We start from the raw sequence: 13,378 nt of genomic DNA on the forward strand, positions 1-13,378 counted from the left end.
TTATTGCGGTTCGCGCTGGTGCCAGTCGGTCACCTGCTGAAATTGATGGGCGGCGTTCAGCAGGCGGGCTTCGGAGAAGTAATCTCCAATAATCTGAAGGCCCACTGGAAGCCCATCCACAAACCCGGCCGGAACTGACATGGCGGGAATGCCCGCCAGGTTGATGGCAATGGTAAACACGTCCTCCAGGTACATGGTCACCGGGTCGCTGGTCTTCTCGCCCTGGATAAAGGCCGGGGAGGGCGTGGTGGGGCTCATCAACACATCCACGTCCTTGAAGGCGTTGATAAAGTCCTGCTGGATTAGCCGTCGAACTTTCTGAGCCTTGAGGTAGTACGCATCGAAATAGCCGGCGGATAGCGCATAGGTGCCGACCAAGATCCGCCGCTTGACCTCGGTGCCGAAACCTTCGGCTCGGGTGCGTGTGTACATGTCCAGCAGGTCTTTCGGGTCCTCACAGCGATAGCCATAGCGCGCACCGTCAAACCGCGACAGGTTGGCCGAGGCTTCAGCCGGTGCAATAACGTAGTAGGCTGCAATGGCAAGATCTGCGTGGGGTAGAGAGACTTCCTTTATCGTCGCGCCCAGCTTCTCGTATTCCCGGATGGCGCCCCGAACCTGTTCTTCCATGGCGGCACTGAGATTGCCGGTGAAGTATTCTTTCGGCAGCCCGATGCGCAACCCTTCCAGCGGCTCGTTCAGTGTTGCGGTATAGTCCGGAACGTCTCGATCAATGGAGGTGGAATCCTTGGGATCGAAGCCAGCCATTACGTTCAGCATCAGCGCATTGTCTTCGGCTGTGCGGGCCATGGTGCCGCCCTGGTCCAGGCTGGAGGCAAACGCGATCATTCCGTAGCGGGATACCCGGCCGTAAGTCGGCTTGAGCCCGGTTACGCCACACAGTGCAGCGGGCTGGCGAATGGAGCCGCCGGTATCCGTCGCTGTTGCCGCCGGCACCAGTCGCGCCGCAACCGCTGCTGCGGAGCCTCCGGAGGAGCCGCCAGGAACGCGCTTTTCACCTTGGCTCAGGCCCCAGGGGTTGGTCGTTGCGCCAAAAAAACTGGATTCGGTGGATGACCCCATGGCGAACTCGTCCATGTTGGTCTTGCCCAGGCACACCGCGCCCGCCTTGCGGAAATTCTCCGTGACCGTTGCATCGTAGGGCGGCACAAAATTAGCCAGCATCTTCGAGCCACAGGTGGTCGCCACGCCATTGGTGCAGAATATGTCCTTGTGGGCGAAGGGCACGCCCGTCCAGGGGGTGGCCTTACCCGCCGCCCGTTGCTCGTCTGCCGCATGGGCATCGGCCAGGGCCTGCTCCTCCGTAATGGTGATAAAGCTATTGAGCTGCTCGTCTTCCTTTTTAAGGCGGCCCAGGAACTGCCGGGTCAGCTCCACGCTGGAAATCTTGCCGCTTTCCAACTCTCTGGAAAGCTCTGCTACGGATTTGTTATGCATGATACGTCCTGTTTACGTCGCTGTTCGTCGGGTCACTCGATGCCCTTTATTCAATTACGCGGGGAACCAGATAGAGGCCATTCTCGGTAGCCGGTGCTATCGCCTGGAAAGCCTCCCGTTCATTGTTTTCCGTCACCTCGTCCGCGCGCAGGCGCTGGACGGCATCCAAGGGGTGGGCCATGGGCGCCACCGAATCGGTATCCGCCGCGCTTAACTGGTCCACCAGATCCAGAATATTGCCCAGATCCTTTTCCAGGGCTGAAACCTGCTCCTCGTCCACCCGAATGCGGGCGAGCACAGCGACTTTCTCAATGTCCGTACGGGAAATGGTCACATTGCCTCCCTACTAGTATGAAGTTTCAGTAACTTAAATGCCTGATTTAGCACTGACTATTGCGCGGATTGCGAGGGCGCTTTAGAGACGGCCTTCCAAAACTGTGCGGAGCCATGGATGGCGGAGCCCAAGCGCCATACGGACGTGCTTGAGCGTGTTTTGGAAGGCCGTCTCTAAAGCGCCCATGCGCCCAAGTTAAAAAAAGAAAGCGCTATGGTAACAGATTCGAACAATCGCGGGAGAGGCCAAAACAAAGGAGAAAAGCGCGAAAGGCGCCTCGGGAGCCCCGATGGTGCCTTGCCTGCGGGGGTGCTCACTGCTAAAGTTGCCGCATCATTTTGCGACTGCAACTCTCAGGTTGAAACTACACGAATGTTGATCAAAAGACTCCGAGGTTTATTTTCCAGCGACCTGTCCATCGACCTGGGCACCGCCAACACTCTTATATACGTGCGCGAACGCGGTATCGTACTCAACGAGCCCTCCGTTGTAGCCATCCGCACCTCTGGCTCACAGAAAATGGTCGCAGCCGTCGGCGCCGAGGCCAAACGCATGCTTGGTCGCACACCGGGAAACATCACCGCCATCCGCCCGATGAAAGACGGTGTGATCGCAGATTTCGTGGTTACCGAGAAAATGCTCCAGCACTTCATCCACAAAGTGCACGAGAACAGCTTTATCACCCCAAGCCCCCGCGTATTGGTTTGCGTTCCCAGCAAGTCCACCCAGGTAGAGCGCAAGGCCATCCGTGAATCCGCTCTCGGCGCAGGTGCAAGGGAAGTGTTCCTGATTGAAGAGCCGATGGCGGCCGCCATCGGCGCTGGCCTGCCGGTGGAGGAAGCCAGCGGTTCCATGATTGTGGACATTGGCGGTGGCACCACCGAAATCGCCATCATCTCCCTGAACGGCATCGTGTACGCCGAGTCGGTTCGTACCGGGGGCGACAAGTTCGACGAAGCCATCGTTACCTACGTTCGCCGCAACTACGGCAGCCTGATCGGTGACTCCACTGCGGAGCGCATCAAGCATGAAATCGGTTGCGCGTACGAGGGCCTGGATATCCGTGAAATCGACGTTCGCGGCCGCAACCTGGCCGAAGGCGTGCCCCGGGCCTTTACCCTGAACAGTGAGGAAATCCTCGACGCCCTCCAGGAATCCCTGGCGCAGATCGTCCAGACCGTGAAAAGTGCCCTGGAGCAGTCGCCGCCGGAGCTGGCGTCTGATATCGCAGAACGGGGCATTGTGCTTACTGGTGGTGGTGCGTTGCTGCGCGGTTTGGATAAGCTGATCAGCGAGGAAACCGGCTTGCCGGTGATTATCGCGGAAGACCCGCTGACCTGTGTCGCCCGTGGTGGCGGCAAGGCGCTGGAAGTGATTGACCGTGGCGGAATCGGAATGTTCTCCCAGGAGGGCTGACCTTGACTCCGGCTTTACGCCCCGACATTGCCTTTACCCGGCCGCCGCTCGTGAATGATCACGGCGGCGGTTGTCGTATGGACGCCTGCATGGAGTGCGGGAGGGTGAGCTATTAAAACCATCTTCGTCCAAGGCCCCGTTCCCGGTTTCAGGCTGCTACTCGTTATTGTGCTCTCAGCGATACTGATCGTGGCGGATGTCCGCTTCGATCAGGTGACGCCAGTACGCAGCGCCATTGGCACAGGCCTCGCCCCGGTTCACTGGCTTGGCAATGCGCCCTCCGAATTCGGTGACTGGGTCGCAAGCCTGTTTACCACCCGTGAAGACCTCCAGGAAGAGAATGAAGCGTTGCAGGCGCGCTTGCTGATACTGGAACGCCGGGCGCTCAAATACGCCGCTCTGGCATCGGAAAATAACGAACTGCGCAAACTGATGAACTCCTCAGAGGTTCTTGATGACCGGGTGATTGTTGGCGAAATAGTGGCTGTTTCACCGGACCCGTTCTCCCACGAAGTGGTCATCAATAAGGGCAGTCGTGACGGTGTCGTGGTCGGACAGGCCATCCTCGATGCCAATGGCCTGATGGGGCAGGTCCAGCAAGCCAGCAGTTTTACCTCACGGGTTCTATTGGTGTCAGACAGCAGTCATGCGGTGCCTGTGGAGGTGGTTCGCAACGGCTTGCGGGCTATCCTGCTCGGAAACGGGGACACCAGTGCGCTTGAATTGGTGCATGTGCCGGATACCGCGGATATTCGCGAAGGGGATCTGTTGGTCAGCTCCGGGCTTGGGGGACGCTTTCCCAAGGGCTACCCGGTAGCGGAAGTGGGCCAGATAACCAAGGAGCCGGGCGAACCGTTTGTGAAAATCCTTGCTACGCCAATGGCAGAACTGAATCGGAGTCGCCTGGTGCTGGTTGTGTTTTCACCGGAACAGGACACCACGGGTGACGCTGGAAGCTCGCCCGAAGGCCCTAACGCTGGATCATCGGCACAGGATGGGGTGCGCTAATGCTGTCGGTGATCAGTTATCCCGTTTTTGCTCTGAGCGTTGTGTTTGCCCTGGTGCTCAGCAGTTCGCTGTTTCCGGTAGGCTGGTTTGAGTTCCGGCCGGAATGGCTGGGCCTGATTGTGTTCTACTGGACATTCCGGGCGCCGGCCCAGTTCGGTATCCTGTTGGCCTGGTGTCTCGGACTGTTGTTGGATGTCCTGGAAGCCACGCCATTGGGCGTGAATGCCCTGGCCATGGGGGTCATCGCGTTCCTGGTGCTGACCATTCACCAGCGGCTGCGCATGTACCCTTTGCCGCAGCAGTGCCTGATGGTGTTCCTGTTGCTGGGTATCAACCAGATGCTGGTGCATTTTATCCAGCAGACCCTGGGAGCTGACAATTCGGGCTTCAGCTATCTGTGGCCGGCACTGACCAGTGCCGTGGTCTGGCCGGTGTTGTGTGTGTTGCTGGATAACCTGAATCGCAAGCTTGGCTAGGATTGGAGGGCGCTATGCAGTCTGTTGTTCTTGCCTCAGCTTCTCCTCGAAGAGCCGAACTGTTAAGGCAGATCGGTCTGTCGTTCCTGGTTCAACCGGCGGATATTGACGAAACGCCGGAGAGCAATGAATCAGCAGAACATTATGTGGAACGCCTTGCCCGGGAAAAGGCTCTGGCGGGAAGCGCTTTCAAGCCTGGCAGCCTGGTGATTGGTTCGGACACTTCAGTCGTGCTGGGTGGCCGGATTCTGGGCAAGCCGACCACTGCCGGCGATGCGATCGTTATGTTACAGGCGCTTTCGGGAACCACCCATCAGGTCATGACCGGTGTTGCTGTGGTTCACGAGGGCGTTTGTGAGTCGCGTCTGGTGGTGGCGGATGTTCGTTTCCGCGAACTGCTGACGGCAGAAATCGAAGCCTATGTGGCAACTGGCGAGCCCATGGACAAAGCGGGCGGCTATGGCATTCAGGGGCGAGGTGGTATTTTTGTAGAGGAACTCCGAGGCAGTTACAGCGCCATAGTGGGACTGCCCCTGCAGGAAACCGCAGCATTACTGGCCGGTGCCGGATACCCGGTATGGGAAACCTGGAACAGCAGGCAGGAGAGCCGCAATGAGTGAAGAAATACTGATCAATGTGACCCCGGTGGAAACCCGGGTGGCGCTCGTGGAGAACGGTATGCTCCAGGAGGCCTACATTGAGCGCACCAGCCGCAAGGGCATCGTGGGCAACATATATAAGGGCAAGGTGGTTCGCGTATTGCCCGGCATGGAAGCGGCATTTGTTGATATCGGTCTGGAGCGTGCGGCGTTTATTCATGCCTCCGATGTCGTTATTAGTCAGCAGCCAGCCAACGAAGCCCCCGAGACGCCGAAAACCGTGCCTGATATCCGCACCCTGCTCCGCGAAGGGCAGTCTCTTGTGGTCCAGGTCACCAAGGACCCCATTGGAACCAAGGGGGCGCGACTGACCACCCAGCTATCCATCCCATCGCGCTATCTGGTATTCATGCCTGGCGTTAGCCATGTTGGTATTTCCCAGCGAATTGAAGATGAGGCTGAACGTTCTCGGTTGAAGTCACTGGTGGAAGAGGGGGCTGCCGCCGAACCGGACATTTCCGGCGGCTACATTATTCGCACCGCTGCAGAGGCTGCCTCGGAAGAAGACCTGATTGGTGATATGACCTACCTGCACCGTCTGAACCAGGCCATTGAGGAGCGCATTACCCGAAGCCAGGCGCCCTCGGTGGTGTATCAGGATCTTCCCCTGTTTATCCGCACCATTCGCGACCTGATTCGCCCACAGACCGAGAAGGTGCGTATCGATAGCCGGGAAAGCCACCAGCGGGTGATGGAATTTGTAGAAGAATTCGTGACCGAGTTTTCCGATAAGGTTGAGTACTACCCGGGCGAGCGTCCCATTTTTGACCTGTATTCCGTTGAGGATGAAATTCAGAAAGCTCTCAGCCGCAAGGTTCAGCTCAAATCCGGTGGTTACGTGATCATCGACCAGACCGAAGCGATGACCACGATCGATATCAACACCGGCGCGTTTGTGGGGCACCGTAACCTGGAAGAAACTATTTTCAAGACCAACCTCGAGGCGGCCCGTGCCATCAGTCGTCAGCTCAGGTTGCGGAATCTCGGTGGTATTATCATTATCGATTTCATCGATATGGAGGATTCCGAGCACCAGCGCCAGGTCCACCGAATGCTGGAGAAAATGCTGGAGCGGGATCACGCCAAAACCAAGATTACCGGGGTTTCCGAGCTGGGACTGGTGGAGATGACCCGCAAACGCACCACCGAAAGCCTCGGTCAGATTCTGTGTGAACCGTGTCCAATCTGTGATGGTCGCGGCTTCCTGAAGACCAGCGAAACCGTCTGTTATGAAGTGTTCCGTGAAATCCTCAGGGTCAATCGTGCCTACGATGCGGAAAGCTATCTGGTGATGGCGTCCCAGAGCGTGGTGGATCGGCTGCTGGATGAAGAGTCCGACAACGTCGCCGACCTCGAGACGTTTATCAGCAAAACCATCCGTTTTCAGGTTGAGCCATTCTACAGTCAGGAGCAGTATGATGTGGTACTGCTGTAACGCTCGCCCGGCAGGCATTGGTTAGGCTGGGCGATTACCCCTGATGGCATCCAGTGTGGCTGATAAAACTCTGAAACATCTGTTGCTTCGAATGGCCTCGGGCGCCGCGAGTCTGATCTGGTGGCTGTTGCTGGCGGTTGTCGTTCTGCTTGCGCTCTATGCCGGAATAGGGCGCCAGGTTACACAGAATATCAACGAGTATCGCTCTTCGATTGAGCAGCGGTTGTCGTCGGAGCTTGGTCAGCCGGTCAGTATTGGCGCTCTCTCCTCCAGTTGGAACTGGCTGGACCCAACCATTGTCGCCCGCGATATTGTGGTCGTTTCCGAAAACGACCGTAGTGACGTTGCCGGTTCATTGAAGAGCGTCCGCATTGGCCTCGACTTTCTCGCCTCGCTCATGCGCCTGCGCGTTGTGTTCGCTGATTTTGACGCCGATGGGTTGGAACTGACGATCAACCAGACTCCAAGGGGGGCGGTGACCATCGAAGGTGTCGATATTCCCGATCCGGTGGCAAACGACCTGGAGCTCTGGCTGGATATCGCCGGCAAATGGCTGTCCGATCCTTCCGTCAAAATTACACGTCTGGACCTTGGTGTTCGCGACGCCAATGGCACCTTGCGGCATGTAGAGGTGCCCCAACTGGACCTGATCTATCGGCGCGGGCTGTTCCACGCATCCGGTCGTGCCATGCGGCCAGGAACGACCGAACAACTGGCCAGTTTCGGGCTGGTCGGCCGGCACTTCTTTCGTGGTGACTTCACTGGTCAGATATATGCCGACATCAACTCCGGCCGGTTGTTTGATGGACTCGCAGAGGAGTACGCCTGGCGGAATATACGGGCAGAAGGGTTTGATCTCGGAGGCCAGGTCTGGATGACGTTTCGGGATGGCCGCATTGAGCGGGTCAGCGGTAACCTGGAAACACCGTATCTGCAGCTTGGTGTCGGTCGCCAATCCCTGGCCCCGCTTGAAGATATCAGGGCGACATTTGGTTGGCGCAGACACGATTCGTTGGCTGAGCATGAGCCGGAAACAACGTCCAAACCCTGGTACACCACCGGTGAATTTCACCTAAAGGAACTTACGTGGGAGTGGAACGGCTATCGGGTTTCTCCGTTCAGTCTCCGGTTCAGCCATCGCGACGGTGGCCGAAGACTGATCGCTGATGCGCTTCCACTACAACCGCTCCGGCGTTTGGTTGTCGGAATGAACCTGTTGCCAGACAGGGCTGAAAGAGCCCTGGAGAATTATCGTCCCACTGGCCGCCTGGACCGGATGATGCTTAAACTGCCCACGGACGATAGCCGTGGCTTTGAGCTGACGGCCGCGTTGAACAATGTTGGTGTCAGAGCTCATGATGGCGCGCCGGGTGCGTCTGGTCTTGATGGTACCCTGTTTGTTGACCGGAACGGCGGGTTCGTGAGGGTGAATAACGATGAGCTGTCGCTCGGTTTCCCGGACCTGTTTCGGGGGGGCTGGAACCTCCGTGACGTCAGGGCCGGCGTGGCCTGGCGCTTTGAGGGGGGGGTAACCCGCGTATACGCGGATGATATCCGTATGGTTTATGGTTCCAATACCCGGTTGACGGGTGCGTTTGACCTGCGGATCGATCAGGGTGGGGAGGACAATCTGGGGCTGAAGGTCGGTGTGCGCGATGGCACCGCCGATATGCTTGCCGACTTCGTGCCAGTGGAAGTTGTCGACCCTGAGCTCTACCAATGGCTGACAACGGCAATTACCAAGGCCGATATTTCCAGCGGTGAGTTTTACGGTCATGGCCAGATTGATCGTGACGCCCCGGAAAACTCCTTCTCGTCCTCAATGGTTTATCGTTTCGAAGAAGCCAGTATCCGCTATGACGAGCGCTGGCCCGAGGTTGCGGGTGCCAGTGGTGAAGTCTTTATTCAGGATGGTCACACCCGGGTCGACATCCGCTCCGGACGAACGGGAGGGCTGGAACTGGAGCCCGGCGAGGTGCGGGTTGTCCCGGAGGGCGAGGACATTCAGGTGTATGTCGATGCGTCAGCCCCGGTTCCCGGATCGGCGTTGGCTTACTGGATGGACAACAGCCCCCTGGGTGAGTTGGCGGGAGAAGCAGGACGAAGTATCACCCTGGATGGCGATTTTCACCTGGATCTGGGGCTTGGTTTGCCTCTGGTATCCGACGCGCCGCCCACCATCAGCGCCAGCGTCAGAGCCAATTCTGGCACTCTGACTTATCCTGAGGCCGACCTGCAGTGGACCCAGTTGAACGGGAACTTGAGGTTCAGCAGCGATGAGGGGTTTTCCGAGAACCCCCTGCAAGCCCATTTTATGGGCTCTCCGGTCTCGGTGCTGATGCGGCGGGGTGATAACGGTCAATCGCTCACTATCCGTCAGTATGGCCGCCTGGACATTCGCCAGCTTCTGGATCAAACCGAATTGCCGGATGGCATGAACATGGGGCTCAGCGGCGACATTGGCTATCAGGCAACACTGGAGGTTTCATCGGACACGGCTTCCGCCGTTACGCTGTATTCGGACCTGGTCGGGCTTTCGGTCGACTGGCCAGCTCCGCTGGCGAAAGACATCGATGATGAAACGCCCCTGAAGGTAACGGTCTCGCCCCGGCAAGAGTCCGGTGTCGATCTGTCAGTCGACTGGCAGGACCGTGCTGACCTGAATATGACCTGGCAGGCAGGGATGGTAGACATTGCCCTGAACGAATTGGTTCTGGGCGACCGCCAACTGACCAATATGACGGTGTCCGCACGGCAGAGTGACAGTGAGTGGCTGGTCACAGCCGATTCGGAATGGGCCTCGGGCCGTGTCGTCTGGCCCCGGGACGACCGACCGGTCAGTGTTGATCTGGAGCGCCTGACGCTCTATCGAAGCGATAGTGAGGCAGACAAGGGGCAGGAGTCAGAGCCACAGGCACGGGCGTTTCGTGATTTGGAGATCAGCAACTGGCCGGACGTGGATGTCCGTATTGCCGCTCTCAACATGGATGGTGAAAACGCCGGTAGCTGGTCGTTTCAACTGAGGCCCGACGATGTACAACTGCGAGTACGGGACATTGTTGGCACTCTCAAATCCCTGACCCTGAAGGGAGAGCTGGACTGGAGCATTGCGACCGGGCGTGAGATCACCCGTTTTACCGGCGATATCAACGGTAACTCGCTGGCAGACCTGGGCACGTTGGTTGGCGCTGAGATTCCTTTCCGCAGCAAGAATACAGCAGTCAAGCTTGATATCGACTGGCCAGGCCGGCCCGATCAGTTCGATGTCTCTGGCCTTAGTGGCTCGATCAGTGTGCGTTTTGACGACGGTGTCATCCTCGAGGGCAACAATACGGCTCAGCTGTTCCGGGTGTTCAATCTTCTCAATGCCGATACGCTCTGGCGCCGTCTGAAGCTCGATTTTTCCGATCTGTACGAAGCTGGCGTCGCCTTCGATGCCATCTCTGGCAAGGCCAGCATGATCAATGGCTTACTGACGTTGGATCCGGAGTTGCAAGTGGTGGGACCGTCCGGCGCTTTCAAGCTGACAGGCACCTCCAACATGGTTGAGGAAACCCTCGACATGAGCATGGTGGTGGTGTTGCCGCTGACTCAGAACCTGCCATTGGCCGCCTTGTTGATGGGGGCAGGCGCTCCAATTGGCGGTGCGTTGTTTGTACTCGACAAAGTGTTGGGGGACCCATTGAGCAAACTCACCAGTGCGACCTATAGTGTAAGTGGAAACTGGGACGAACCAGACGTTCGACTGAGGCGGGTATTCGATACCGGTAATTGATGGTTTTGGCAGGAGGGCCACGATGTCAACGCAAAGAGACAACCCCGTCAAATGGCAGGCAAGTCGGGTCGCGGCGGTACAGATGGTCAGTACCCACGATATCGCCGCCAACCTCAACGAGGCAGCAAGGCTGCTGAAGGAGGCGGCTGACGCAGGCGCCAGTATTGCGGTACTGCCCGAGAACTTTGCGGTACTGGCCACAAAGCAGATGATTGGCTGCGGCCGACGGGAAGCAGAACCGGATAATGTGATTCGGCAATTCCTGGAGCAGCAAGCGGCCGAACTGGGTATCTGGGTGGTGGGAGGCTCTCTGCCCATTGCCGCCAGGCCGGACGGTTCCACCGTGGCCGACCGGGTTCGCGCGTGCTGTTATGTCTACGACGACCGTGGCCGTGAGGTTGCCCGCTACGACAAGATCCATCTTTTTGATGCCACCGTGGAAGACGCTCAGGGGCAGTATCGTGAGTCAGACACCTTCGAGCCGGGCGATGACGTAGTTGTGGTTGATACGCCGGCAGGGCGACTCGGCATGGCCATCTGCTACGACCTGCGCTTCCCCGAACTGTTCCGGCAACTCAGGGAGAAGGACGCCGAATGGATATCCCTACCCAGTGCCTTTACCTGGCATACCGGTGACGCCCACTGGCATGCACTGATACGTGCCCGTGCCGTTGAAAATCAGGTTTGGCTGGTGGCAGGGGCCCAGGGGGGGCAGAATAGTGAGCGTCGGCGCACCTACGGACACAGCGCGATCGTGGATCCCTGGGGCCGAATACTGTCCGAACTCGACGAGGGGCCGGGTGTCGTCGTTGGCGAGCTTGACCGCGAAACACTCAAGGATATCCGCACGCGGATGCCCGTCTGGGAGCACCGGAGACTTTAGTTTCCGGCGGCTTCCGCGTCGTCGATGCACTCCCTGAGGTAGCGAAACAGCTTTCGTGGTTGACCGGTGTTCTTTTCTTTCTGCACGTCCCGGCGAGCATTGCGCGCGAGGTTGCGCAGGTGCTGGATGTCGGCTGTCGTGCAGTAGTTCAGGAATTCTCCGATGGCCGGGTCGCCTTCCTCAATCATCCGATCACGCCAGCGCTCCGCAAGGTGGTGTCGGCGGGTGTGCTCTTCGCTTCCGGCATCAAATGCGTCGATGGCCCGAGTGAGTCCTTCCGGATCGTCTTCCTGGCGGATAATCTTGCCAATGTATTGCAGATGGCGGCGACGGGCTTCGTTCTGTCGAATGCGACGGGATTCCTCAATGGCCGCCCGTAAGGTCTCGCTGATGGGAAGGGTATTGAGCTGGTCGTTACTCAGATCGAGCATGCGCCTGCCGAGATCCTGCAACTGGTGCATTTCCCGCTTGAGTTGGGATTTGCTCGGGCCGAGGTATTCCGGGGCGTCGTCTTGGGAGTCGTTCATTTTGAGTCCGTGTTGTCGGATAACGGTTATCCGTAGAATATCGTCGCCAGACCAAGGAAGGCCATAAAGCCGACCACATCCGTGACCGTTGTCAGTATAACGCTACCGGCCAAGGCCGGATCAATGTTGCGGGACTTCAGGAACAGAGGCAGCACGGTGCCCACGAGGGCCGCGGCGATCAGGTTGATGATCAGAGCAGCGGCGATGATGGCGCCAATCATGATATCCCTGAACCAGAGGGTTGCCGCTGATGCAACCACCACAGCCCAGAGCAATCCGTTCAGAGCTCCCGCAATAAATTCGCGGTTGAGCAGCCAACCCACGTTGGCGCCGCTGATCTGTCCCACGGCCATGCCACGGATCACCAGGGTCAGGGTCTGGCTGCCGGCAATGCCGCCCATGGAAGCCACGATGGGCATCAATACTGCCAGAGCCACCACTTTCTCGATGGTTGCCTCAAACAGGCCGATCACGGCGGAGGCGGTAAAGGCCGTGAGCAGATTGATGCCTAGCCATACCGCCCGACGTCGGGTGGTCTTCAGGATGGGAGCGAAGGTGTCTTCGTCCTCATCGAGACCGGCCATGCTCATCAGTGAGTGATCGGCATCCTCACGGATTACGTCAACCACGTCATCGATGGTGATTCGGCCCAAGAGTCGGCCTTCCTCACTGACCACGGGTGCTGAGATCAAGTCGTAACGTTCGAACAGGGTCGCCACCTTGGTGTCGGACAGCGTGACCGGTATCGCTTCAATGTCCGTGTCCATCACTTCCCGCACCGTTGCCGCTGGATTGGATACCAGCATTTTGGTGATCGGCAGCATGCCGATGAACTCGTCGCGTCGGCTGACCACGATAAGGCTGTCCGTCATCGGCGGCAGATTGCGATGACGACGCAGGTAGCGCAGAACCACGTCGATGCTGATGTCCGGTCGCACCGTAATGGTGTCCGTGTTCATCAGGCCGCCGGCGGTGTCTTCCGGGTAGGAGAGGACTTCTTCGACGCGTTGACGGTCCTGCTCGTCCATGGTGTCCAGGACTTCCTGGATCACCGTGTCGGGCAATTGTTGCAGTAAGTCGGCAAGATCGTCCGACTCGAAATCCTCGATGATGTCAGCGAGTTCCTGAGCGTTTAGCTGGCTCAGGAAGTAACCTCGGATATCGTCGTTCAGATACTGGAGGACTTCGCCTTCAAGCTGCTTGTCGACCAGGTTCCAGAGCAGGGCGCGCTGGCGGGGTGGCGATGATTCCAGCAGGTGGGCGATGTCACTGGGGCTAAGGCCGCCATTCAGGATGCGGGCGACCTGTTTCAGGGCGCCACTGTCCAGTGCTTCGCTCAGGGAGCGAAGACGTTGGCGCGCCTGGCTTTTCTCCAGAATATCGGTCATGGATCACCCACAGTCAGAA

The 13,378-nt window shown here is 58.3% G+C and carries 11 protein-coding genes; 7 read left to right on the forward strand and 4 right to left on the reverse strand.

What is annotated here, in order from left to right; all coding sequences use genetic code 11:
- Together gatA and gatC are read right to left on the reverse strand one after the other, a co-directional pair.
- Nucleotides 1–1,458 carry an Asp-tRNA(Asn)/Glu-tRNA(Gln) amidotransferase subunit GatA gene (gatA, locus tag AC13D2_RS12035; RefSeq protein WP_482938657.1) on the reverse strand — a complete coding sequence of 486 codons (1,458 nt, stop codon included), beginning with the start codon at nt 1,456–1,458 and terminating at the stop codon, nt 1–3.
- Nucleotides 1,459–1,504: 46 nt separating this feature from the next.
- Nucleotides 1,505–1,792 (reverse strand): Asp-tRNA(Asn)/Glu-tRNA(Gln) amidotransferase subunit GatC, encoded by a 288-nt coding sequence (gene gatC / locus AC13D2_RS12040; RefSeq protein ID WP_292047431.1) that lies wholly within the window; start codon nt 1,790–1,792, stop codon nt 1,505–1,507.
- 375 nt (nt 1,793–2,167) lie between these two features.
- On the opposite strand from gatC, the gene AC13D2_RS12045 reads away from it, so the two are divergent.
- From AC13D2_RS12045 to AC13D2_RS12075, 7 genes are all read left to right on the forward strand, one after another.
- Nucleotides 2,168–3,208, forward strand: coding sequence for a rod shape-determining protein (locus AC13D2_RS12045; protein WP_036210335.1), 1,041 nt, complete (start codon nt 2,168–2,170; stop codon nt 3,206–3,208).
- A 168-nt stretch (nt 3,209–3,376) separates the two neighbouring features.
- A complete protein-coding gene (mreC, locus tag AC13D2_RS12050; protein ID WP_482938658.1) occupies nt 3,377–4,216 on the forward strand; it encodes a rod shape-determining protein MreC in 840 nt (279 codons plus the stop codon).
- Nucleotides 4,216–4,692, forward strand: coding sequence for a rod shape-determining protein MreD (gene mreD, locus AC13D2_RS12055; protein WP_300494231.1), 477 nt, complete (start codon nt 4,216–4,218; stop codon nt 4,690–4,692). Before mreC ends, mreD begins: the two co-directional genes overlap by 1 nt.
- Nucleotides 4,693–4,706: 14 nt before the next feature.
- Nucleotides 4,707–5,312, forward strand: a complete 606-nt coding sequence (locus AC13D2_RS12060; RefSeq protein ID WP_300494229.1) for a Maf family protein — start codon at nt 4,707–4,709, stop codon at nt 5,310–5,312.
- Entirely contained in the window at nt 5,305–6,786 is a 1,482-nt protein-coding gene (rng, locus tag AC13D2_RS12065; RefSeq protein WP_292047435.1) for a ribonuclease G, read from the forward strand. Before AC13D2_RS12060 ends, rng begins: the two co-directional genes overlap by 8 nt.
- A 55-nt stretch (nt 6,787–6,841) precedes the next feature.
- Nucleotides 6,842–10,561 carry a YhdP family phospholipid transporter gene (locus AC13D2_RS12070; RefSeq protein ID WP_300494225.1) on the forward strand — a complete coding sequence of 1,240 codons (3,720 nt, stop codon included), beginning with the start codon at nt 6,842–6,844 and terminating at the stop codon, nt 10,559–10,561.
- Nucleotides 10,562–10,583: 22 nt separating this feature from the next.
- A complete protein-coding gene (locus AC13D2_RS12075) occupies nt 10,584–11,444 on the forward strand; it encodes a carbon-nitrogen hydrolase family protein (protein WP_292047437.1) in 861 nt (286 codons plus the stop codon).
- Here the strand turns inward: AC13D2_RS12075 and yjgA are convergent.
- Nucleotides 11,441–11,971, reverse strand: coding sequence for a ribosome biogenesis factor YjgA (yjgA, locus tag AC13D2_RS12080; RefSeq protein WP_292047438.1), 531 nt, complete (start codon nt 11,969–11,971; stop codon nt 11,441–11,443). The two genes, AC13D2_RS12075 and yjgA, sit on opposite strands and share 4 nt — an antisense overlap.
- Nucleotides 11,972–11,997: 26 nt before the next feature.
- Entirely contained in the window at nt 11,998–13,359 is a 1,362-nt protein-coding gene (gene mgtE, locus AC13D2_RS12085) for a magnesium transporter (RefSeq protein ID WP_292047439.1), read from the reverse strand.
- Between the last annotated feature and the right edge of the window lie 19 nt (nt 13,360–13,378).

It is taken from the genome of Marinobacter sp. B-12, assembly GCF_056857915.1.

Excerpts from the sequence above, each read along its gene's own strand:
- gatA (WP_482938657.1), bottom strand. The coding sequence starts at position 1,458 with ATGCATAACAAATCCGTAGCAGAGCTTTCCAGAGAGTTGGAAAGCGGC.
- mreD (WP_300494231.1), top strand. The coding sequence starts at position 4,216 with ATGCTGTCGGTGATCAGTTATCCCGTTTTTGCTCTGAGCGTTGTGTTT.
- AC13D2_RS12060 (WP_300494229.1), top strand. The coding sequence starts at position 4,707 with ATGCAGTCTGTTGTTCTTGCCTCAGCTTCTCCTCGAAGAGCCGAACTG.
- rng (WP_292047435.1), top strand. The coding sequence starts at position 5,305 with ATGAGTGAAGAAATACTGATCAATGTGACCCCGGTGGAAACCCGGGTG.
- AC13D2_RS12075 (WP_292047437.1), top strand. The coding sequence starts at position 10,584 with ATGTCAACGCAAAGAGACAACCCCGTCAAATGGCAGGCAAGTCGGGTC.
- yjgA (WP_292047438.1), bottom strand. The coding sequence starts at position 11,971 with ATGAACGACTCCCAAGACGACGCCCCGGAATACCTCGGCCCGAGCAAA.
- mgtE (WP_292047439.1), bottom strand. The coding sequence starts at position 13,359 with ATGACCGATATTCTGGAGAAAAGCCAGGCGCGCCAACGTCTTCGCTCC.